Annotated in this window: 20 protein-coding genes, 1 tRNA gene, 1 rRNA gene and 1 pseudogene; 2 read left to right on the forward strand and 21 right to left on the reverse strand. The window is 69.1% G+C overall.

What is annotated here, in order from left to right; all coding sequences use genetic code 11:
* Positions 1 to 2: 2 nt before the first annotated feature.
* Positions 3 to 76 (reverse strand) — tRNA-Pro (locus tag WA944_RS06910).
* 105 nt (positions 77 to 181) lie between these two features.
* Between WA944_RS06910 and WA944_RS06915 the strand changes: the two are divergent.
* Positions 182 to 1,643 (forward strand): annotated as a pseudogene (locus WA944_RS06915) (cryptochrome/photolyase family protein).
* On the opposite strand, the gene WA944_RS06920 reads toward WA944_RS06915, so the two are convergent.
* The 8 genes from WA944_RS06920 to WA944_RS06955 all read right to left on the reverse strand — a co-directional run bounded on the left by WA944_RS06920 (position 1,623) and on the right by WA944_RS06955 (position 8,858).
* Positions 1,623 to 2,549: a sulfite exporter TauE/SafE family protein gene (locus tag WA944_RS06920; protein ID WP_526611316.1), complete on the reverse strand. Its 927-nt coding sequence runs from the start codon at positions 2,547 to 2,549 to the stop codon at positions 1,623 to 1,625. The pseudogene WA944_RS06915 and the gene WA944_RS06920 sit on opposite strands and share 21 nt — an antisense overlap.
* Positions 2,550 to 2,762: 213 nt before the next feature.
* Entirely contained in the window at positions 2,763 to 3,530 is a 768-nt protein-coding gene (locus WA944_RS06925) for a sulfite exporter TauE/SafE family protein (protein ID WP_526375135.1), read from the reverse strand.
* A gap of 52 nt (positions 3,531 to 3,582) precedes the next feature.
* On the reverse strand, positions 3,583 to 5,001 hold the full coding sequence (der, locus tag WA944_RS06930; RefSeq protein WP_526375131.1) for a ribosome biogenesis GTPase Der: 1,419 nt from the start codon (positions 4,999 to 5,001) through the stop codon (positions 3,583 to 3,585).
* Positions 4,998 to 5,684, reverse strand: a complete 687-nt coding sequence (cmk, locus tag WA944_RS06935; protein ID WP_526375133.1) for a (d)CMP kinase — start codon at positions 5,682 to 5,684, stop codon at positions 4,998 to 5,000. Before cmk ends, der begins: the two co-directional genes overlap by 4 nt.
* Positions 5,681 to 6,424, reverse strand: coding sequence for a pseudouridine synthase (locus tag WA944_RS06940; protein ID WP_526611319.1), 744 nt, complete (start codon positions 6,422 to 6,424; stop codon positions 5,681 to 5,683). Before WA944_RS06940 ends, cmk begins: the two co-directional genes overlap by 4 nt.
* A 2-nt stretch (positions 6,425 to 6,426) precedes the next feature.
* Positions 6,427 to 7,149, reverse strand: a complete 723-nt coding sequence (gene scpB, locus WA944_RS06945; protein WP_526611320.1) for an SMC-Scp complex subunit ScpB — start codon at positions 7,147 to 7,149, stop codon at positions 6,427 to 6,429.
* 9 nt (positions 7,150 to 7,158) lie between these two features.
* Positions 7,159 to 7,989: a segregation/condensation protein A gene (locus WA944_RS06950; protein ID WP_526372731.1), complete on the reverse strand. Its 831-nt coding sequence runs from the start codon at positions 7,987 to 7,989 to the stop codon at positions 7,159 to 7,161.
* A complete protein-coding gene (locus WA944_RS06955; RefSeq protein WP_526372730.1) occupies positions 7,986 to 8,858 on the reverse strand; it encodes a ParA family protein in 873 nt (290 codons plus the stop codon). Before WA944_RS06955 ends, WA944_RS06950 begins: the two co-directional genes overlap by 4 nt.
* 138 nt (positions 8,859 to 8,996) lie before the next feature.
* Between WA944_RS06955 and WA944_RS06960 the strand changes: the two genes are divergently transcribed.
* The gene (locus WA944_RS06960; RefSeq protein ID WP_526372729.1) at positions 8,997 to 9,749 is read left to right on the forward strand and encodes an O-methyltransferase; all 753 of its coding nucleotides are present in this window, start codon (positions 8,997 to 8,999) and stop codon (positions 9,747 to 9,749) included.
* A 7-nt stretch (positions 9,750 to 9,756) separates the two neighbouring features.
* Here WA944_RS06960 and xerD read toward each other — a convergent pair whose 3' ends face one another.
* The 12 genes from xerD to rrf form a co-directional block, all read right to left on the reverse strand.
* The gene (gene xerD, locus WA944_RS06965) at positions 9,757 to 10,701 is read right to left on the reverse strand and encodes a site-specific tyrosine recombinase XerD (RefSeq protein WP_526372732.1); all 945 of its coding nucleotides are present in this window, start codon (positions 10,699 to 10,701) and stop codon (positions 9,757 to 9,759) included.
* Between the two features lie 11 nt (positions 10,702 to 10,712).
* Positions 10,713 to 11,360 carry an NUDIX domain-containing protein gene (locus WA944_RS06970; protein ID WP_526372728.1) on the reverse strand — a complete coding sequence of 216 codons (648 nt, stop codon included), beginning with the start codon at positions 11,358 to 11,360 and terminating at the stop codon, positions 10,713 to 10,715.
* Positions 11,353 to 13,104, reverse strand: a complete 1,752-nt coding sequence (gene pyrG, locus WA944_RS06975; RefSeq protein WP_526611321.1) for a CTP synthase — start codon at positions 13,102 to 13,104, stop codon at positions 11,353 to 11,355. The genes WA944_RS06970 and pyrG overlap by 8 nt, the downstream gene beginning before the upstream one ends.
* Before the next feature lie 156 nt (positions 13,105 to 13,260).
* Positions 13,261 to 14,202 carry a copper transporter gene (locus WA944_RS06980; RefSeq protein WP_526371181.1) on the reverse strand — a complete coding sequence of 314 codons (942 nt, stop codon included), beginning with the start codon at positions 14,200 to 14,202 and terminating at the stop codon, positions 13,261 to 13,263.
* 10 nt (positions 14,203 to 14,212) lie between these two features.
* Positions 14,213 to 15,397 (reverse strand): putative cytokinetic ring protein SteA, encoded by a 1,185-nt coding sequence (steA, locus tag WA944_RS06985; protein WP_159230945.1) that lies wholly within the window; start codon positions 15,395 to 15,397, stop codon positions 14,213 to 14,215.
* Between the two features lie 92 nt (positions 15,398 to 15,489).
* A complete protein-coding gene (gene recN / locus WA944_RS06990; protein WP_526646641.1) occupies positions 15,490 to 17,268 on the reverse strand; it encodes a DNA repair protein RecN in 1,779 nt (592 codons plus the stop codon).
* Positions 17,268 to 18,191, reverse strand: a complete 924-nt coding sequence (locus WA944_RS06995; RefSeq protein ID WP_526375077.1) for an NAD kinase — start codon at positions 18,189 to 18,191, stop codon at positions 17,268 to 17,270. Before WA944_RS06995 ends, recN begins: the two co-directional genes overlap by 1 nt.
* Positions 18,188 to 18,997 carry a TlyA family RNA methyltransferase gene (locus tag WA944_RS07000; protein ID WP_526375075.1) on the reverse strand — a complete coding sequence of 270 codons (810 nt, stop codon included), beginning with the start codon at positions 18,995 to 18,997 and terminating at the stop codon, positions 18,188 to 18,190. Before WA944_RS07000 ends, WA944_RS06995 begins: the two co-directional genes overlap by 4 nt.
* A gap of 5 nt (positions 18,998 to 19,002) precedes the next feature.
* Positions 19,003 to 19,158 (reverse strand): hypothetical protein, encoded by a 156-nt coding sequence (locus WA944_RS07005; protein WP_526646639.1) that lies wholly within the window; start codon positions 19,156 to 19,158, stop codon positions 19,003 to 19,005.
* Positions 19,159 to 19,166: 8 nt separating this feature from the next.
* Complete coding sequence (locus WA944_RS07010; protein ID WP_526375073.1) at positions 19,167 to 20,195, reverse strand: HAD-IIA family hydrolase; 1,029 nt, start codon at positions 20,193 to 20,195, stop codon at positions 19,167 to 19,169.
* Between the two features lies 1 nt (position 20,196).
* Positions 20,197 to 21,018: a tetratricopeptide repeat protein gene (locus WA944_RS07015; RefSeq protein WP_526611546.1), complete on the reverse strand. Its 822-nt coding sequence runs from the start codon at positions 21,016 to 21,018 to the stop codon at positions 20,197 to 20,199.
* 173 nt (positions 21,019 to 21,191) lie between these two features.
* Positions 21,192 to 21,291 (reverse strand): 5S ribosomal RNA (rrf, locus tag WA944_RS07020); the annotation flags it as partial.

The following is a 21,291-nucleotide window of genomic DNA, read 5'->3' on the forward strand; positions in this document are numbered from 1 at the left end:
TGTCGGGCTGACAGGATTTGAACCTGCGACCACTTGACCCCCAGTCAAGTGCGCTACCAAGCTGCGCCACAGCCCGTGGTGCCTCCGGGATCGCCGGCAGGCGGTCGAAAGCCTACCTCAGGCCATCCCCCAGATCCCAACCGCGGGGCCGGCGTCATGGCCCGCGCCTACCCTCGGGGTGATGAGCAACGACACTCCCCTGTGGCTGTTCGCCGACCAACTCGGTCCGGCCGTCCACGGCGGCGAGCATGCCCACCGCGAGGTGTTGCTGGTCGAGGCCTCCTCGGCGCTGACCAAGCGCCGCTACCACCACCAGAAACTGCACCTGGTGCTGTCGGGCGCTGCGGCACGCGCACCGTGACCTCGGCGACCGGGCGTCCCTGATCAACGCCGATACCTACACCGACGCACTGCGCCGGTTCAACCGGCCGGTCCTCGTCCACGAACCGACGTCGCACGCCGCGGAGAAGTTCGTCCACCGGCTCCGCAGGGACGGTCTTGTCGCCGACGTTCTCCCTACCCCGACATTCGCCTTACCCCGCAAGGACTTCCGGGACTGGACCGGTGACCGCACCCACTTCCGGATGGAGGACTTCTACCGCGACCAGCGCCGCCGGTGGTTCGACGTCCTGATGGAGGGCAAAGACCCCGTCGGCGAGCGGTGGAACTACGACGAGGACAACCGTGAACCCCCACCGAAGAAGCAGAAGACCCTCGAGGACGACATCGACGACGCGGTCCGCCGCGACCTCGACCGGATGGACCTGAACACCGTCGGCGCCGACGGGCCGCGACTGTTCGCCGTCACCCCCACCGAGGCCAAACGGGCACTGACCCGATTCATCGATCATCGCCTGCCGGCGTTCGGCCGGTTTGAGGACGCCATCATGGGCGACGACTGGGCGATGGCGCATTCGCTGTTGTCGGTCCCGCTCAACCTCGGGGTGCTGCACCCGCTCGACGCCGTCGAGGCGGCCGAGCGCGCCTACCGTGACCAGACGGCGCCGCTGGCCGCCGTCGAGGGATTCATCCGGCAGATCCTCGGCTGGCGCGAGTACATGTGGCATCTCTACTGGCATTTCGGCCCGGACTACACCTCAGGAAACAACGAACTGAATGCCCGCACCCCGCTGCCTGCCTGGTGGACCGATCTGGACGCCGACGCGGTGACCGCGCAGTGCCTGCGCCACGCCCTCGCCGGCGTCCGCGACCGCGGTTGGACCCATCACATCCAGCGGCTGATGGTGCTCGGCAGCCACGCTCTGCAACGCGGCTACCGTCCCGACGAGCTCACCGACTGGTTCGCCACCGCATACGTCGACGGCTTCCGCTGGGTGATGCCCACCAACGTGGTCGGGATGAGCCAGCACGCCGACGGCGGCCTGCTGGCCACCAAGCCCTACACCTGAGGCGGGGCGTACATCAACAAGATGAGCGACCACTGCGGTGACTGCGACTTCGACCCGAAGAAGCGCCTCGGCGACGACGCGTGCCCGTTCACCGCCGGTTACTGGGCCTTCACCCACCGCCACCGCGACCTGCTGGCCCGCAACCACCGCACCCGCCGGGTGGTCTCGTCCATGGAACGACTGAACGACCTCGAGGCGGTCGTCGAGCAGGAATCAGCGCGTGACCGTTTCTGAGTCGGTCTCGCCTGCGGCGACGTCGCCGGTCTCGGGCACGAACCGCGGTGCCCGCGACACCCGCCAGGCGTAGATGACCAGCGACACCCACACCACCACGATCAGCGAGTAGATCACCGTCGACCACGGCCAGTGGATGTCGAAGAAGTGCACCAGCTTCTGACTATTGGTCAGCACGATCACCCCGCCCACGGCGCTGCCCAACAGCGCCGGGCTGACGCGGCTGACCAGCCAGGCAGCGAACGGCGCGGCGATCACGCCGCCGACCATCAGGCCCACCACCACCGGCCAGTTCTGCAGGAGCTCCTGTCGCAGCCCGATCAAGAAGCCCAGCGAGGCCGCCACCGAAACCAGGAACTCCGACGCGCTCACCGAACCGATCACGGTCCGCGGCGCGGTCTTGCCCTGCGACAGCAGCGTGCTCGTCGTCACCGGACCCCAGCCGCCGCCACCGGAGGCGTCGATGAACCCGCCGAACAGGCCCAGCGGAGCCAGGAACTTGGTGCTGTGGCTGGTGCCCCGCGTCCCGAACGTCAGCGGGGTGCGCAACGAGAACCGCAGCAGCACATAGGTGCCGATCGCCACCAGGATCGCGGCCATCAACGGTGCGGCGTGCTCGGTGGACAGCGACGACAGCACAGTCGCCCCGACGAACGCGCCCACCGCTCCCGGCGCGCCCAGCTTGGCGACCAGAACCCAGTCGATGTTCTTGAACTTCCAGTGCGACAACCCCGACGCGAACGTCGTGCCGACCTCGGCGAGGTGCACCGCGGCGCTGGCCTGTGCCGCGCCGACGCTGGAGAGCACCAGCAGCGTCGTCGCGGTGACGCCGAACGCCATACCGAGTGCGCCGTCGACGAGCTGCGCTCCCGCACCGACGAGCGTGAAGATGAGAAGCGAACGCATGGCTGCCTTCGGAGAATGTGGTCACCGCGAGGTGAACGCAACGGACGGATGGGTGCGCGTCAGGGACGCGGACAACACCACTCGTCGAAGGCCATCAACCTGCGGGACGGCCAGAAAGGCTCGAGCGCGGACACGTCAGACGGCGCCGGCGCGATATGCACCAGTTCAGCCATCGACATTCCTCACTGCAGGGATCACCAGACCTGGGACAGACTACACGGTCAACAACCGGTACAGCCCAATCAATCCCACCACCACGATCACGGCCCGCAGCACGTTCGGCGAGAGCCGCCGGCCGTAGTGCGCGCCGACGAAACCGCCGATCAGCGACCCCACCGCGATCAGCCCGGCGGCGGCCCAACTGATCCGGTCGAACGCCACCACGGTGTAGGCCACCGCGGCCACGATGTTGACCACCAGCGACAGCAGGTTCTTGGCGGCGTTCATCCGCTGCATGTCGTCGGGCAGCAACGCTCCCATCGCGGCGATCAGCATGATGCCCTGGGCTGCGGTGAAATACCCGCCGTACACCCCGACGGCGAACGTCGCGGCCACCAGCGCGGTCATCCGTCCTGCCGACACGTGATCCACCGACCGCCCGGCGGCCTCGGCCCGGTTGCGTGCCCAGGCCTGGATCCGCGGGCCGACCACCACCAGCGCCAGCGCGGCGAACAACAGCACCGGCACGACCTGTATGAAGACCTTCTCCGGCAGATGCAGCAGCAGCCACGCACCGACCCCGGCCCCGACGATCGACGCCGGGAGCTGCCAGACCAGTCTGCTGCGCTGACCGCGCAGTTCGCGACGGTAACCCCACGTCCCGGACACCCCACCGGCGACCAGCCCGACCGCGTTGGACATCGTGGCCGTCACCGGCGGAAAGCCCAGCGCCACCAGCGTGGGGAACGTGATCAACGTGCCGGATCCGACGACGGCGTTGATGGCGCCGGCTCCCACACCCGCCAGTGCGATCAGGACCATGTGTACGACGGGCACCCGATCACCTTAGACAAGCGAATCAGGTGCGCCGGGGTCACCGGGTGCGGGTCCGAGCGCCCCTCTTCTCCCGGACCCGGACGTTGATCCGGATGGGGCTGCCCTCGAAGCCGAATGTCTCTCGCAGCTTGCGTTCCAGGAACCGTCGGTACCCCGCCTCCAGGAACCCGGTGGTGAACAGCACGAACGTCGGCGGCCGCGCGGTGGCCTGGGTGGCGAACAGGATCCGCGGCTGCTTGCCACCGCGCACCGGGGGTGGGGTGGCGGCGACGATCTCCTTGAAGAACGTGTTGAGAGGCCCGGTGGAGATGCGGGAGTCCCACGACGCCAGCGCGGTCTCCAGCGCCGGCACCAGCTTCTGCACCCCCCGGCCCGTCTTGGCCGAGATGTTGACCCGGGGTGCCCACTGCAGCTGCGCCAGCTGAAGGTCGATCTCGCGGTCCAACAGGAACCGGCGGTCCTCGTCGACCAGGTCCCATTTGTTGAATGCGAGCACCAACGCCCGCCCGGCCTCGGTGACCATGGTCAGCACGCGCTGGTCCTGCTCGGTCAGCGGCTGGGAGGCGTCGATGAGCACGATCACCACCTCGGCGGAGTCGATCGCGCCGTGAGTGCGCACCGAGGCGTAGAACTCATGGCCGCTGGCCTGGCCGACCTTGCGGCGCAGACCGGCGGTGTCGACGAAGCGCCACAGCTTTCCGTCCATTTCGATCAGCGAGTCCACCGGGTCCACCGTGGTGCCCGCGACGTCGTGCACCACCGACCGCTCGTCGCCGGAGAGCCGGTTGAGCAACGAGGACTTGCCGACGTTCGGCTTGCCGACCAACGCCACTCGCCTCGGCCCGCCACCACCGCCGCCGACCTCGGAGACGGTCGGCAGCGCCGCGACGACGACGTCCAACAGGTCGGCGACGCCACGGCCGTGCATCGCGCTGACCGAATGCGGCTCCCCCAGCCCCAACGACCACAGCGCGGCGGCATCGGCTTCGCCGCGGTCGGTGTCGACCTTGTTGGCGGCCAGGAACACCGGCTTGCCGGAGCGCTGCAGCAACTTGGCGGCAGCCTCGTCGGCCGCGGTGGCGCCGACGATGGAATCGACGACGAGGATGATCGCGTCCGCGGTGCGCATCGCCACCGAGGCCTGGTCGGCGACGAGCTGCTGCAGGCCCTTCGCGTCGGGCTCCCAACCGCCGGTGTCTTGGACCACGAACCGCTGCCCGGACCACAGAGCGTCGTAGGAGACCCGGTCGCGGGTCACCCCGGGAACGTCCTGCACCACCGCTTCGCGGCGCCCGAGAATCCGGTTGACCAGCGTGGACTTCCCGACGTTGGGCCGGCCGACGACGGCCACCACCGGCGGCGGCGAGGCCGCCTCCTCCAGAGCCTCGGCGACCTCCTCGGCCCCCAATTCCCAGTCACTCTCGTCGACCCAGGTGTCGTCGGAACCGTCACTCATGGGTGAACCCCGGCTTTCTCGTGGATCAGATCGGTCAGGTGAGCGATCACCTCGGCCTGGTTCATGTGGCTGGTGTCGACGACAAGCGCATCCTCGGCCGCGCGCAGCGGCGACACGGCGCGCGAGCTGTCCAGGTGGTCACGCCGTTTGACGTCGGCGAGCACCCCGTCGTAGTCGCCGGGCAACCCGGCGGCGACGTTCTGGTCGTTGCGGCGACGGGCCCGTTCCTCGGGTGAGGCGGTCAGGAAGATCTTCACGTCGGCGTCGGGCAGCACGACGGTGCCGATGTCGCGTCCCTCGACGACGACGTTGTCCGGCCCCTGTGCCAGTGCGCGCTGCAGGGCGACCAGTCGGGTGCGCACCGCGGGCACCGCCGATACCGCGGACACCGCCCTGGTCACCGCGTTGCCGCGGATCTCTGCGGAGACATCCTCACCCGCCAGATACGAGCGGTCCTCGCCCGGATCGTGGCCCACCGCCAACTCGATACCGTCGGCGGCCTCCGCGATGGCCGCCGCGTCACCGAGGTCGATGCCGCCACGCAGCACCGCGAGCGTGACGATCCGGTACATCGCGCCGGTGTCCAGATACCTGGCCCGCAGCGACTGCGCCAAACCCCTTGCCACCGAGGACTTTCCGGTTCCAGCCGGACCGTCGATCGCTATCACCAATGCACGGCTCACAGGCCCACCGCCTTGTACAGTTCGCCGATCTCCTTCTGCGTCAACACCCGGATGCTGCCCGGCCGCTGATCGCCGAGCGTGACCGGGCCGATGTCGGTGCGGACCAGTTCCACCACCGGGTAACCCACTTCGGCCAGCAGTCGGCGCACGATGCGCTTGCGGCCCTCGTGCAACGTCACCCGCACCAGCGACTTGCCCGGCACCGCGTCGACCACCGCGAAATCGTCGACCCGCACCGGGCCGTCGTCCAGCTCGATCCCGTCGCGCAGCTTGTTCCCCAGCCCGCGCGGCACCGAGCCGGTGACGGTCGCCAGATAGGTCTTGGGCACCTCGTACGACGGGTGCATCAACCGGTGCGCGAGCTCACCTTCGTTGGTCAGCAGCAGCAGCCCTTCGGTGTCCGCGTCCAACCGTCCGACGTGGAACAGCTTCTTGTTGCCCCGCACCCGGTGCTCCACCAGGTCGCCGACGCAGGGGCGGCCGCGATCGTCGGACATCGTGGAGTGCATGCCGACGGGCTTGTTGATGGCCAGGTGCACCAACGTGTCGTCGACGGTGATCCTGACGCCGTCGACCCGGATCACCGATACGCCCGGGTCCACCCGGGTGCCCATCTCGGTGACCACCCTGTCGTCCACCTCGACCCGGCCGTCGCGGATCATCCGCTCCGCGACACGACGGGAGGCAATTCCCGCCTGGGACAACAGTTTCTGGAGACGCACGCCGTCGCCGTCGGCCATCATCACTCCCGGTCCACGTCGAAGGAAACCGCTGTCTCTCGGGTGGGAGCGCCGTTGAGCTTCATGAAACGCGGCTCGTCACCGAGGTTTTCGCTGAGGTCGTCGATGACGTCGACGTCGGGCAGCAGCGGTGCGATATCGGGAAGGTCGGCCAGCGAGGTGAGTCCGAGCCGTTCCAGGAACAGTTCTGTCGTGGCGAAGGTGACGGCACCGGAATCGGTGTCGGTCCCGGCCTCGGTGATCAGCCCACGGGCCAGCAGCGTGCGCATCACCGCGTCGACGTTGACCCCGCGTACCGCGCTGACCCGGGCGCGGGTGACCGGTTGCCGGTAGGCGACGACGGCCAGCGTCTCCAGCGCCGCGCGGGTCAGCTTCGACCGGGCCCCGTCGAGCAGCAGCCGCTCCACGTACGGCGCGAACTTCGCGCGGGTGTACATTCGCCATCCACCGCCGGCTTCGCGCAGTTCGATGCCGCTGTCGCGGGCGGTGAGCTCACCGGCCATCGAGTGCAACGTGTCGGCCACCCAAGACGCGGGCTGATCAGTCACCGAGGCCAGCGCGTCGACGGAGACCGGGGTGTCGACGACGAGCAGCAGCGCCTCGAGCACCGAGCCGAGTTCGGCCTCATCGAGTTCGGCCTCATCGAGTTCGGTGCTGTCGAGTTCGGTGTCGGGTTCGGTGTCGAGCACATGCTCGGCCGAAGGATCTGAGGTTTCGTCTGCCATCTGTCTTGTCTATCCCGCGTCAGCGGTCGCCAGTTGTGGGCTGCTCGGCTGCTCTCCGGTCCACGAAATCTGGAGCACACCAAGCGGTTCTGATTGGTCGAATGCTACCGCCCTGGCTCGGTACAGTTCGAGCAGCGCCAGGAACCGGCCGACGATCTCCATCGGCAGCTCGCAGTCAGCCACCAGGTCGGAGAACGACGCCCACTCGCCGACGCCCCGGCTCTGCAGCAGCGACATCAGGTTGGCTGCCTGCTCGGGCACCGAAACCGCTACCTGGTGCAGGTGGTCGGTGCCCACCGTGGGCACCGGCCGCGGCGTGAACGCCGTCGCTGCGATCTGCGCGAACCGTTCGGCGTCCACGCCGAGCATCACCTCGGGCAGCAGGTCTTCGTAGCGGTCCTCCAGCGCCACCGCCCGCGGGTAGCTGCGCAGTGCGGCGGCCTCCAGCTCGGCGAACATCACTGCGACGTGCTTGAACGCCCGGTACTGCAGCAACCTGGCGAACAACAGGTCGCGCACCTCGAGCAGCGCCAGGTCCTCTTCGTCGTGGACTTCGCCGGCGGGCAGCAGCCGCGCGGCCTTGAGGTCCAGCAGGGTCGCCGCGACCACCAGGAACGACGTCGTCTCGTCGAGCCCGAGGGTCGGGCCGATCGCCTTGGTGTAGGCGATGAACTCGTCGGTGACCTGGTGCAGCGCCACTTCGGTGACATCGAGCCGATGGCCGAAGATCAGCTGCAGCAGCAGGTCGAACGGACCCTCGAAGTTGCTCAGCCGGACCTGGAAGCCGGCCGGGGCGGAGCCTGAATCCTCGGTCTGTTCGGTGGGCGGTGTCTCGCTCACGCGCCGAACCGGTCGATGACCTCACGTGCCAGCGCTCGATACGCTTCGGCACCAGCGGATTTCGGTGCCCAGGTGGTGATGGGTTCACCGGCGACGCTGGTCTCCGGGAACCGCACGGTGCGGGTGATGACGGTGTCGAAGACAAGCTCGCCGAACCGCTCCACCACCCGGGCCATCACCTCGCGGGAGTTCACGGTGCGGGGGTCATAGCGGGTGATCAGGATCCCGCTGATCGACAGCTTCGGGTTGAGCCGGTCGTGCACCTTCTCGACGGTGTCGGTCAGCAGAGCCAGACCGCGCAGCGAGAAGTACTCGCATTCGGTGGGAATGATCACCCCGTCACTGCAGGCGAGGCCGTTGACGGTGAGCAGGCCCAGCGACGGCTGGCAGTCGATCAGCACGTAGTCGTAGCGGTCCAGCACCGGATACAGTGCGCGCGCCAGGGACTGCTCCCGGCCCACCTCGTTGACCAGCTGGATCTCGGCCGCTGACAGGTCGATGTTGCTGGGCACCAGGTCCAGCCCGGGCACCCGGGTGCTCTGCAGCACCTCGTCGATCGACACCCGCGGCTCCACCAGCAGGTTGTGCACGGTGTTGTCGAGCTCGTAGTGCGGCACCCCGAGCCCCGCCGACAGCGCACCCTGCGGATCGAGATCGACCAGCAGCACCCGACGGCCGTACTCCGCGAGGCTGGCGCCCAGGTTGATCGTGGAGGTGGTCTTGCCGACGCCGCCCTTCTGGTTGCACATCGCCACGACCTTGGCCGGTCCGTGGGTGCTTCGCGGGGTGGGTTCGGGGGTCGGCCGCGGCAGCCGGCCGGTCAGGCCCGGTGTCGTCTCGGCGACCGCGCCGTCCGCGTCGTCGGTCATGCCGGACCTGGGCTGGTCGGGCAACGCAGCGGCTTGGCGGACATCCGGGCAAGTTTAACGGTGAGCTTGGTGCTGATGAGGCAGACCCGCAGGCAAGACCGCTATCGGATGTCCGCGGCGGCTACCTAGGCTGATGTCATGAGCCTCAAACGACGATTGCCCTTCCTGCGGTGGTCGACGTGGCGCCTCGCGTTGGGGATGCCGTCGTTCCTCCGCACCGGTCAGATCGGGGACGGCCGCGAGGCCGCCTGCGCCGACTATGTGGAGGCCCACGCCGCCCGCGGCGACGTCGACGACGTCCTGGCTGTGATCGACGGGTTCGCCTACGAGAAGGCGATGCTGGTCAACATCGGCGACGAGAAGGGCCGACTGCTCGACGCCGCGGTGCGGCGCGCGGGCGCGAACCTGGTGCTGGAACTGGGCACCTACTGCGGTTACAGCGCGTTGCGCATCGCCCGGTCCGCACCGTCGGCGCGCATCTGCTCGATCGAGTTCTCTGCCGCCAACGCCGAAGTGGCACGGCGCATCTGGGCGCACGCGGGCGTCGCCGAGCGGGTCAGCTGCGTGGTCGGCACGCTCGGGGACGGTGGCCGCACACTGGACAGCCTGGCCGGCGAACACGGCTTCTCGCCGGGCAGTCTGGATCTGCTGTTCATCGATCACGACAAGCGTGCCTATCTGTCGGATCTGCGCAGCGTGCTCGACCGCGGGTGGCTGCACCGGGGGTCGATCGTGGTCGCCGACAACGTCGGGCTGCCCGGGGCGCCGAAGTACCGCGCCTACATGCGCGAACATCAGGGAACGCTGTGGAACACCGTCGAGCACAAGACCCACCTCGAATATCAGTCCCTGATGCCCGACCTGGTGCTCGAGTCGGAGTATCTGGGCTGAACCGCGGTTAGCGGGCACGCGGATGGGCGCCCGCCCATACTTCGCGCAGCGCGTTCACGGTGACCATGGTGTAGATCTGCGTGGTGGTCACAGACGCATGCCCGAGCAGTTCCTGCACGACGCGGACGTCGGCACCACCGTCGAGCAGATGGGTGGCGAAGGAGTGCCGCAGCACGTGCGGGGACACCGTCGCGGTGATGCCCGCGCGTTCGGCGGAGTCCTGAAGCACCTGCCAGGCGCTCTGCCGCGACAACCGCCCGCCGCGGGCGTTGAGGAAGATACCTGCGGTGCCCCTGCCGCGGCGGGCGAGGTCCGGTCGCCCACGCACCAGATAGGCGTCCAGCGCGGCGACCGCCGGGCGGCCGATCGGGATCAGGCGCTGTTTGCCGCCCTTGCCGCGCAGCAGCACCGAGCGGGCGTGGGTGTCGACGTCGTCGAGGTCGAGACCCACCGCCTCGGAGATCCTCGCGCCGGTCGAGTACAGCAGTTCCAGCAGCGCACGGTTGCGCAGTGTCAGCGGACCGTCGGTTTCGCTGTCGCCGCCGGCGCCGTCGAGCAGGGCCAGCACCTCGTCGATGCTCAGGCTCTTGGGAAGCCGGCGGCTGGGCGTCGGCGGCTTCACCTCACGGGCGACGTCGATCGCAGCGATTCCTTCGGCGGCGGCGAATCGGTGCAGGCCGCGGACCGCGATCAGCGCCCTGGCGGCCGACACCGCCGACAACGGCACCACCCCGTTGTCCGGGTCACCGCGGCGCAGGGCCACCAGGAACTCGCTGACGTCGATCTCCGCCACGCTCGCCAGATCGTCGATCCCCCGGGAGTCGAGGTGTTCGGCGTAGCGCCGCAGATCCCTGCGGTAGGAACTCAGCGTGTTCGCCGCCACCCCCCGCTCGATCGCCAGGTGGTCGAGGTATCCGCGGAACTGTTCGTCGAGGGCCGAACCGAAGGACAGCGAGTGGGTGGTCACCCGTGCCCCTTCCGGCGCGCGAACGCGGAGGGCCGGTCGATCCAGGGCGCGTCGACCGGCCGCAGGCGGTCCACGGGTGGCATCGCGTGGGCGGCCAGGATCCCGGCGACCGAAATCGAGTTGACGATCTCACCGGAGTAGACCTTGGTCACCGCGTCGCCGAGCGCAAGACGCTCCACCGTCAGGTCGGCTTCTTCGTCGTGCATCTGCGAGCGGTCCACCTCGCTGAGCCCGGTGGCCAGGAACACCCGCACGCTCTCGTCGCTGAAGCCCGGTGCGGAATCCAGGTCGACCAGCGTGTGCCAGGTCTGGGCAGCCAGGCCCGCCTCCTCGGCCAGTTCGCGCGCCGCGGTCTCGTGCGGGGGTTCGCCGCCCAGGTCGAGCAGCCCGGCCGGCAGTTCCCACAGCCTCCTGCCGAACGCATGCCGGTACTGGTAGACGAGCACGATCCGGCCGTCGTCGTCGATTGCGACGACGGCCACCGCCCCGAAGTGTTCGACGATCTCCCGGCGGGCGGTGTTGCCGCCGGGCATCCGGACCTCGTCGGCGCGCAGCGCGAAGATGTTCCCGACGTACAGGGTTTCCGACGCAGCGACGGAGAACTCGTGACTGCTGCTGTTGTCGCCGCAGTCGTCGTCAGCCACGGGCCGGGACGTCTTCGAGGGCGTGCTCGGCGCCGTTGGCCGGCACCTCCGCACGCTCTGGAATCTCGACGGGCAACCGCTCCTCGTTCTTGTACGCCAGTGAGGCGCCGATGAATGCCGCGAACAGCGGGTGCGGCCGGGTGGGCCGGCTCTTGAGCTCCGGGTGCGCCTGGGTACCGACGATGAACGGGTGCACCTCGGGTGGGTACTCGACGAACTCGACGAGGTAGCCATCGGGCGAGGTCCCCGAGAACCGCAACCCGCTCTCGGCGATGCGGTCCCGGTAGAGGTTGTTGACCTCGTAGCGGTGCCGGTGGCGCTCGGAGACCTCGGTCGTCTCGTAGGCACGCGCGACGATGGAGTCCGGTTCGAGGTGGGCGGGGTAGGCGCCCAGCCGCATGGTGCCTCCGAGGTCGGCCTCGCCGGCGACCACCTCACGCTGGTCGGCCATCGTGGAGATCACCGGGTCGAGCGTCGCGGGCTCGAACTCGGCGGAGTTGGCCTCGGTGATGCCGACCGAGCGGGCCGCCTCTATCACGATGCACTGCAGGCCCAGGCACAGACCGAGCACCGGCAGGCCACGCTTGCGGGCGTAGCGGATGGCACCGATCTTGCCCTCGATACCGCGGATGCCGAAGCCACCCGGGATCAGCACACCGTCGACGTCGGCCAGCGCCGCGGCGGCCTCCCCGTCGATTTCGCAGTCGTCGGAGGCGATCCACCGCATCTCCACCTTGGCGTGGTGGGCGAAACCGCCGGCCCGCAGCGCCTCGGCAACCGACAGATAGGCGTCGGACAGGTCGATGTACTTGCCCACCAGCGCGATCCGGACCGATTCCCGCGGTTCGTGCACGCGGCGCAGCAGGTCGTTCCACTGTGTCCAGTCCACGTCGCGGAACGGTAGATTCAGCCGCCTGACCACGTAGGCATCGAGCTCCTCGCGGTGCAGCACCTTGGGGATGTCATAGATGGACGCGGCGTCGGGGGTGGAGATGACGCCGTCGATATCGACGTCGCACATCAGCGCGATCTTGATCTTCAGCGGTTCGGGCACGTCGCGGTCACAGCGCAGGATCAGCGCATCGGGCGTGATGCCGATGCTGCGCAGCGCGGCCACCGAGTGCTGGGTCGGCTTGGTCTTGAGCTCACCGGAGGGTGCCATGTAGGGCACCAGCGAGCAGTGCAGGAAGAAGCAGTTCTCCCGGCCCACCTCATGACGCACCTGGCGGGCGGCCTCGAGGAAGGGCAGCGACTCGATGTCGCCGACGGTGCCGCCGATCTCGGTGATCACCACATCGGGCCGCTTACCCTCGCTGTCGGGTTCGGCCATCGCCAGGATGCGCCGCTTGATCTCGTCGGTGATGTGCGGGATGACCTGAACGGTGTCGCCGAGGTACTCGCCGCGCCGTTCCTTGGCGATCACCGTCGAATACACCTGGCCCGTGGTGACATTGGCGAAACCGGACAGGTTGCGGTCGAGGAAGCGTTCGTAGTGCCCGACGTCGAGATCGGTCTCGGCGCCGTCTTCGGTGACGAAGACCTCCCCGTGCTGGAACGGGTTCATGGTGCCTGGGTCGACGTTGAGATAGGGGTCGAGCTTCTGCATCGTCACCTGCAGGCCGCGGGCGGTGAGCAGTTGCCCCAGGCTGGACGCCGTGAGGCCCTTGCCGAGCGACGACACCACACCACCGGTCACGAAGATGTGCTTGGTGGCGGTCTGCGGGTGCTTGCGTAGCTGATTCATCCGGCCTGGCAAGAGCAACCTCCGTGACGATGGGCAGGGCTTAGTTTCGGTGGGACCCAGATGAAGATCGAGTCCGATGAGGGGCCTGCCGACCCACGGAATCTCACCCTAACACCGACACCGACAAGCCGTCGCTGACACGCGGGTGCGACGGCGCTACGGCGCGACGGTGACGGCGCTCGCGCCCGGCCCGGTGCCGAACTGGCCCGCGTTCCCACCCTTGATCAGGTCGCTCAGTGCGAGCACCGCGGTGATCCGGCCGGGTTCGCGGTCGACGTCGTCGACGGTGCTGACTGCGCTGTTGAGCGCGGCGTCTGACCTGGCCACCGCGACAGCGGCGGTTCCGGATGCCGAACCGTCACGTCCGACCAGAACGGTGCCCGCGCCGTGCGGGGCAAGGCCTGCGGCCAACCGGGCGACGGTGGCGCCCTGGTTGCCCGCATCGTCGGCGAGCGCTCCTCCGGTGACCACGAGCGCGGCGTCGGCGGCGCCGATGCGCTGGGTGCCGTAGGTCACGAAGCCGGTGTCGCGCAGCGCGGCCAGCACGGTGTCGCGCGACGCGTCGTCGACCGGCGGCACCGCCGGGTCCGGATTGTCCAGCAGCGCGATGCCCAGCAGGTCACCCGCCTGCGAGCCCTGGTCGACGGACCCGGTGCTCAACTGCGCCCCGGCGGGAACGATGGGCGAGTTGACCACCGACAGCAGTTTCTCCGCGGAGTTGGCGTCGACGAACTCCTGGGTCAATCCGATGTTGCCGGTCACCCGGCCGCCGGCCTGCTCGACCAGCCGGGTCAGCGCCTCGACGTCACCGTCGCTGGCGTCGGGGGTACGGAACAGGATCACCGACTTCTCGGCGAGGCTGTCGCGCAGGATGCGCGGCGCCATCTGCGCGTCAAAATCCCCAGCCGCACTGAGCTTTTCGTTCAGAGCGTTCTTGTCCTCGGTCAGTGAGTCGATCTGGGTCTGCATCTCGCTCTTGTCGGCGCGCAACCCGGACAGCACCGTGTTGGACAGCAGCCCCGAGCCGAGGGCCACGCCGATGGCCAGCGCCAGGAACACCGCGGCCAGTGAGATCGCATGCGAACGCAGGGAGATCACGTCATCACCTCTAGGAGACCAGGCCCTGCACCCAGAGCATGGCCCGGTTCCAGTACTCGGCCAGCCACTCCAGCACTGCGGCGTCGGCACGCGAGACCCACAGCGCGGCGATCACCGCGATCAGCATGGCCAGCACCAGCAACGCGATCGCGCCGCCGGACACCCTGCTTCGGTACAGCGTGGCAACGGCTTTGGCATCGACCAGCTTCTCGCCGACCTTCAGTCGGGTCAAAAACGTCGAGGGGTTGCTGCGCTGCCGGGTCCGGTCGAAGAACTCCTCGATGCTGGCGGTGTGGCCGACGGTGACGATCAGCGAGGCGCCGTGATGGTCGCACAGCAACAGCGACAGATCGGCCGCCGAGCCGGCGGCGGGGAAGGTCATCGCGCCCACGCCGAGGTCCTGGATCCGCTCCAGTCCTGCGGCGTGCCCGTCGGCGTCGGCGGGCAACACCACCTGAGCGCCGCACCGCAGCACCTCGGTGCTGATCTTGTCCGGGTCGCCCACGATCAGCTGCGGGCGGTAGCCCGCCTTGCGCAGGATGTCCGCGCCGGTCCCGACACCGACGAGCACCGGCTGATACTCCTTGATGAAGGGTTTGAGCGCCTTGAGGTCGGCTGCGGCGTGGTCCTCCTCGGCGACGATCACCACGTGCCGGCCGTTCATGTCGACGTCGATGTCGGGGATGCCGATGCCGTCGATCAGCAGCGGGCTCTCGCTGCGGATGAACTCGATGGTGTTACCGGCGAAGGCTTCCAGGTGCGCGACCAGACCGCCCTTGGCTTCCTGCATCAGCTCGTGGATCTCGGCGTCGGTGCGTTCGGTGCCGAGGATCAGCCGGCGGTCACCGGAGTACACGCCCCCCTCGTTGATCCGGATGCGGGCGCCGTCCTTGACCTTCTTGAAGACCTCCGGGCCGGTGTTGTCGACCAGCATGATGCCGTTGACGACGAGCACCTCGGGTCCGAGGTTGGGGTAGCGGCCCGAGATCGACGCCGAGGCGTTGACCACTGCTGCGACGTTCGCCTCGACGAGCGCGTCCGCGGTGATCCGATCCAGATCCTGAGCGTCGATGACGACGATGTCGCCGGGTGAGACGCGCCGCAGCAGCCGGTCGATGTCACGGTCAACTCGGGCGGTGCCGGTGATCCCCGGCCGTGAGCTGGCATTACGGGACAGCAACGCAGACATCTTCATGGGGGGATTCTGTCCAGGAAGGCCAGTTATGCGTTGGAGGCGCGCCGTAACATCAGCCCCATTAGTTACTTCTTTTCACATCCGTCACACGGCTAGGAGACCTGCTCGCGCTCTCCCCGGGCGGCGTCGAGAAGCTCGCGGGCGTGCGCTCGGCCACTGTCGGACTCCCCCAGCCCGGCCAGCATCCGGGCCAGTTCGGCGACGCGACTGTCGTCGTCGAGGCGGCGCACCCCGCTGGATTTTGCGCGGTCGCCCTTGGTGCCGACATCCCCCTCGACGACCAGATGCACGTCGGCGTAGGCGGCGACCTGCGGCAGGTGGGTCACGACGATGACCTGGTGGGTGCGGGCCAGCCGGGCCAGCCGCCGGCCGATCTGGACGGCGGCACGCCCACCCACGCCGGCGTCGACCTCGTCGAAGACCATCGTGGTGCCCTCGGTCGAGGCGGCCAGCACCACCTCGAGCGCCAGCATCACCCGGGAGAGCTCACCGCCGGAGGCGCTCTTGTTCAGCGGCAGCAGGTCGGTGTCGCGGTGCGCGGCGAAACCGAACTCGACGGCGTCCACACCGTCGCGGCCGGCGTGCACGGTGGTCCCCGACGGCAGCGGTAGCGGGGCGGTGTCGTCGGCACGCGCTTCGAGCGGACCGACGGTGATGGTGAAGTCCGCACCGACCATCGCCAGCCCGGCCAGTTCCACGGTGACGGCCTTGGACAGCCCCTTGGCCGCCTTGACCCGAACCTTCGTCAGCTCCTGGGCGGCGTCGACGACCTTGGCCCGCAGCCCATCGACGCGGCGCTCCAGCTCTGCGAGGGTCTCTTCGGACACGTCGAGCTGGGCCAGCCGCTCCCGCGACTCCTGCGCCCAGGCCAGCACGCCGTCGATGTCGGCGGCGTACTTGCGCGTCAACGTCCGCAGCTCAGCCTGGCGTGCCAGCTTGGTCTCCAATGAGCTTGCATCAGTGGGCAATTCGGACAGGAAGTGACTGAGCTCGGCGGATACGTCGACGAGCACCGTCAGGGCCGCGCCGAGTTGTTCGGACAGCGCCGCCAACGCGGTGTCGTCGGTGCCCTCCAGCGCCGTGCGCGCCTGCCCGACCGCGGCCGCGGCGGAGAAGCCGTCGGCCGGCCCCTCGTCGACGGCGCCGGACAGCGCCGCGTGGGCCGTCTGCACCGCCTCGCGCAACGAGTCCAGTTCCGATAGCCGGCGGATGTCACCGACCAGGGCGTCGTCCTCGCCGGGCTGGGGGGCCACGACGTCGATCTCGTTCAGCGCGAAGTGCAGCCGGTCGGCCTCCAGGGTCAGCTCGCGGGCGCGGCGACGACGGTCGTCGAGGTCGCGCCTGGCGGCGAGCCATTGGTCACGAACGGCGCGATACCGGTGCAGTTGCCGGGTGACGTCGGCGTAGCGGTCCAGCGCGGCGCGCTGCTGGTCGGGCCGCATCAGCCGCAGCTGATCGTTCTGTCCGTGCAGCGTCAGCAACTCGTTGGTGAATCCGCTCAGCGACTTGGCGGGCACGCTGCGGCCGCCGAGGTACGCCCTCGATGGCCCGTGGCGGCTGACCGAACGCGCGGCGATGACGCTGCGGTCGTCGTCGCGCTCGGCCCCCGAGGAGTCCAGGATCTCGTCGACCTTCGTGGTCACCGCATCGCCGAGGTCATCGGTGACGAACCGACCCTCCACCACCGCCCGGGCCGCGCCCGAGCGCACCTTCGTGGGATCGGCGCGGGCACCGCCGAGCAGATGCAGCCCGCTCACCACCATGGTCTTGCCCGCACCGGTTTCGCCGGTGAGCACGGTCAGCCCACCGTCGAACTCGGCGGTCGCAGCGCTGATGGCGCCCAGCGATTCGATGTGGATCTCGGAGAGCACTACGGTCCGCGCCACCCGGTGACCGGCAACCTGAATTTGCGCACCAGCCGATCGGTGAAGGGCGCGCTGTCCAGCCGCGCCCAGCGCAGCGGCGTGCCGCACCGGGTCACCTCGAGCCTGCCCCCTGCCGGCAGGACCATCTCGCGGCGGCCGTCGCAGAAGACCAACGCATCATGGCCGTCCGCCTCGATCTCGATCGCGATCGAGGCCTCCGGGCTGGTCACCATCGGCCGGGCGAACAGCGCGTGGGCGTTGTTGGGCACCACCAGGATCGCCTCCAGGTCTGGCCACAACACCGGGCCACCGGCCGAGAACGCATACGCCGTCGACCCGGTCGGGGTGGACACCAGCACGCCGTCGCACCCGAACGCCGAAACCGGCCGCCTGTCCACCTCGAGGACGACGCCGAGCACCCCCAGCCGCGGACCCTTCTCCAGGCTGGCTTCGTTGAGTGCCCAACCGCGGTCGAGGAGTTCTCCCCCGGCCCGGATCGCCACGTCCAGCGTCATACGGTCCTCGACCACGTAGTCACGTGCGATGACGCGTTCGAGAACCGAGTCTATGGAGTCCGCTTCGGCCTCGGCGAGGAAACCGATCCTGCCCAGATTCACCCCGAGCACCGGAATCTCGACGTTGCGGGCGAGGTCGGCGGCCCGCAGGAACGTACCGTCGCCACCGAGTACGAGCACCAGTTCGCAGCCTTCGGCGGCCAGAGGGTCCGCATCGACGACCTCGATCTCCACCCCGAGGGCCCGCATGTCGTCGGGCGCGAGGTGGACGGGGCCGCGGTCGACCGCCTCGGCGGAGAGTACTCGCAGCGCGATTCCGTTGTCGCCCAGCACTTTCTCGACGCGGCGCGCCACCTCGGTGGCTTCCTCGCGGCCGGTGTGCACGACAAGCAGAATGGTACGTTCGTGCGTCATTGCGGCCCCTCTTCGACGGCCTGCCGGATCGCGCCGTCAAGCGAATCCGCCCGCAGCGCTCGGTCGGTTTCGGCACGCAAGTGCAGGAAATACTCGACGTTGCCGGCCGGCCCGGGCAACGGGCTGGCGGCGACGGCGACGGTGTGCCAGCGCAGTTCAGCGGCGCGGCGGGCCACCGAGCGCACCGCGTCGGCACGCAGCGCCGGGTCGGCCACCACCCCGCCGGCGCCCACCCGGGACTTACCGACCTCGAACTGTGGCTTCACCATGGGAACGATATCGGCGCCCGGGGAGGCGCATGCGGTCAGCGCCGGAAGCACGGTCGCCAGCGAGATGAACGACAGGTCGGCGACGACGAGGTCCACCGGCCCACCGAGCGCGTCGGCGGTGAGGTCACGCACGTTGGTGCGTTCCATGACCGTCACCCTCGGATCGGTACGCAGCGCCCAGGCGAGCTGCCCGTAACCGACGTCGACGGCGACCACCTCAGCGGCCCCGCGGCCGAGCAGCACCTCGGTGAACCCGCCGGTAGACGCACCCGCGTCCAGACACCGCCGGCCGTCGACCCGGATGCCGAAGGCCTCGAGGGCGCCGAGCAGCTTGTGCGCTCCGCGGGACACCCACGACTGCTCACCGAGGTCCACGACGGTCAGGTTGGCGCTCAGCGCGATGGAGGTGGCCGGCTTGGCCGCGGGCATCCCGTCGATGCTGACGCGGCCCGCGCCGATCAGTTCCGCGGCCTGCTGGCGCGAGCGCGCCAGACCGCGTCGTACCAGCTCGGCGTCCACACGAGCGCGCCGCGTCACGCGGATCAGCCCTTCTCGACCGATTCCAACGCCTGCAGCAGGAGTTCGTGCGCCTCCTCCAGGCGCGCAGCAACGGCGTCGAGGTCGGCTTCGCCCACCTCGGCCTGCTCGCCCAGGAGTTCGGCCACCTGGGCGCGAATCGCGTCGGGATCGTCGGTCATGTCGGTGTTCACGCTAGCGCACCGCTGCCGTCGGCGGCCGGGACCAGCGACCAGCGCTGCAGGGCCAGTCGCGCCGTGTCGTCACCGGCCGAGATCGTCGCCGGGCGGCCGGTGTCGGCGTTCCAGACGGCATCGGCGATCACCCGGATCACCGACAGCGCATCGCCGGGATCCTGGTCGGTGGCCCGCACCGTGACCATGCCGGCGTCGATCTCGACGTGCCATCCCGGGTGCGGCCCGACGCGCAACGTGGTCGAGTCCGCGGTGAGGGCACGGAGGTCTTTGGCGATGTAGTCCGGCCGCTGCGCCGGGATCGCCCAGATCGCGTCCTCAGCGGTGTTCACCCCGCACACCACCATCAGGCTGGGCAGTTCCGCGGCGATGGCACCGGCGATGTCGGTGTCGAGACGGTCACCGACCACCAGTGGGGTGTGAAAGTCGCCGCGGGACAGCGCATCTGCCATCAGGACCGGAGACGGCTTGCCGGCGACCTGGGGTTCCCGGTCGGTGGCAGTGCGCAGCGCAGCCACCATCGAGCCGTTGCCCGGCAGCAGGCCGCGTTCCGAGGGCAGCGTCTTGTCCACGTTGGCGGCGATCCACAGAGCCCCGGATCTGATCGCCAGTCCCGCCTCGGCGAGGTCGGCCCAGCCGGTCGCCTGGGAGTGCCCCTGGACCACGGCCACCGGGTCGTCCGACCACTGCCGCACCGGCGCCAGGCCCACATCGGTGACCTCGGCAGCCAGCGCTTCGGTGCCGACGATCAGAACCTTCGCCCCGGCCGGCAACTGGTCGGCGAGCATGCGTGCGGCACTCTGGGCGCTGGTGACGACGTCGTCGGGTTGCGCGGTGAAACCCAGCTCGCGAAGGTGCTCGGCGACCTGAGCGGCCCCGCGGGAGGCGTTGTTGGTGACATACAGGATCCGTGACTCGACAACGGCCAGGGTCTCCACTGCACCCGGCGTCGGCTGGTGACCGCGGAACACCGTGCCGTCGAGATCAAGCAGCAGGCAATCATGCTGCTGCGCAAGAGTGCTCACCTCAGGACAGCTCCGTGATCCGCTCTTCGGCGTCGGTGACCCCTTCGACGTCGGCACGGGCAGCGTTGAGGAACCATTCCAACGCCTCCTGCGCACGCCCCAGGTTCAGCAGCGTCTCGGCGTAGGTGTAGAACAGCCGGGCAGCGGTCTGGCCGGTCTGCGACGGATCCAGTGCCGGCGAGGCCAGAATGGCCAGCGCCTGCTCGTGCTGGCCCATGTCGGAGCGGGCGCCGGCCACCACGATCCGTAGTTCGTCGGCGTCGTCGCCGCTGAGTTGGATGGCTTCCGCGCCGCGGGCGAGTTCGATCGCGCGTTCGGGTCGACCGATACCGCGCTCACAGTCGGCGATCAGAGCCAGCAGCGGCGAACGGCTGCCCATTCTGCGTGCTGCCCGCAGTTCGGCCAGTGCTTGTGCCCAGTCGCCGCAGTGGTAGGCCGCGATGCCGACCGCCTCGCGGATCGCGGCGATCCGGCCGGCGCGTGCCCGGGCGGCGCGGGCGTGTTCGAGGGCGGCTTCGGGATCGTCGTCGAGGAGTTCCCCGGCGGCCACCAGGTGACGGGCGATGACGTCTGCAGTCCCGCGGTCGAGCGTGGTGAGCTCACCGCGGATCTCCGGCGAGAGTTGTTTGGCGTCGATCTCGGCGGGAATCGGCGGACCGGCGTCGCGGGCCGAATCAGCTGTCGGTCGGGGTTGGGCACGACGGGCGCGCTGCGATCCGGAGACGCGCGGCGCCGATCGCTGATCACGGCCCGGTCGCTGGCCGCCGGCGCTCGAGCCGCGCTGAGTGTGCCGTTCGCCGCCGCCCTGGGTCTCGTTGGGCACGTAGGCCCTTCCTGCTTGTTCGTCCTCGTTTTGTCGTCGTGCAAAGGATACGGCCAAGTACGACCGGCTCACAATTGACCGAAATCGATGGGTTCCAGTTTTTGTCTTTGAATGCCGTCTTTAAATGCCTTTGCCCCCCAATCGTAATTGGGGGGCAAAGGGCTTAAAAGGGTGTTCGGCGGTGTCCTACTTTTCCACCCGTGTGGGTAGTATCATCGGCGCTGGCAGGCTTAGCTTCCGGGTTCGGGATGGGTCCGGGCGTTTCCCTGCCGC

The sequence above is a fragment of the Mycobacterium sp. genome, from assembly GCF_049683355.1.
Classification (GTDB): domain Bacteria; phylum Actinomycetota; class Actinomycetes; order Mycobacteriales; family Mycobacteriaceae; genus Mycobacterium.

Coding starts and splice junctions, on each gene's coding strand:
- WA944_RS06920 (WP_526611316.1), bottom strand. CDS start 2,549: ATGCGTTCGCTTCTCATCTTCACGCTCGTCGGTGCGGGAGCGCAGCTC.
- WA944_RS06925 (WP_526375135.1), bottom strand. CDS start 3,530: ATGGTCCTGATCGCACTGGCGGGTGTGGGAGCCGGCGCCATCAACGCC.
- der (WP_526375131.1), bottom strand. CDS start 5,001: ATGAGTGACGGTTCCGACGACACCTGGGTCGACGAGAGTGACTGGGAA.
- WA944_RS06940 (WP_526611319.1), bottom strand. CDS start 6,424: ATGGCCGACGGCGACGGCGTGCGTCTCCAGAAACTGTTGTCCCAGGCG.
- scpB (WP_526611320.1), bottom strand. CDS start 7,149: ATGGCAGACGAAACCTCAGATCCTTCGGCCGAGCATGTGCTCGACACC.
- WA944_RS06955 (WP_526372730.1), bottom strand. CDS start 8,858: ATGACCGACGACGCGGACGGCGCGGTCGCCGAGACGACACCGGGCCTG.
- WA944_RS06960 (WP_526372729.1), top strand. CDS start 8,997: ATGAGCCTCAAACGACGATTGCCCTTCCTGCGGTGGTCGACGTGGCGC.
- pyrG (WP_526611321.1), bottom strand. CDS start 13,104: ATGAATCAGCTACGCAAGCACCCGCAGACCGCCACCAAGCACATCTTC.
- steA (WP_159230945.1), bottom strand. CDS start 15,397: ATGAAGATGTCTGCGTTGCTGTCCCGTAATGCCAGCTCACGGCCGGGG.
- WA944_RS06995 (WP_526375077.1), bottom strand. CDS start 18,191: ATGACGCACGAACGTACCATTCTGCTTGTCGTGCACACCGGCCGCGAG.
- WA944_RS07005 (WP_526646639.1), bottom strand. CDS start 19,158: ATGACCGACGATCCCGACGCGATTCGCGCCCAGGTGGCCGAACTCCTG.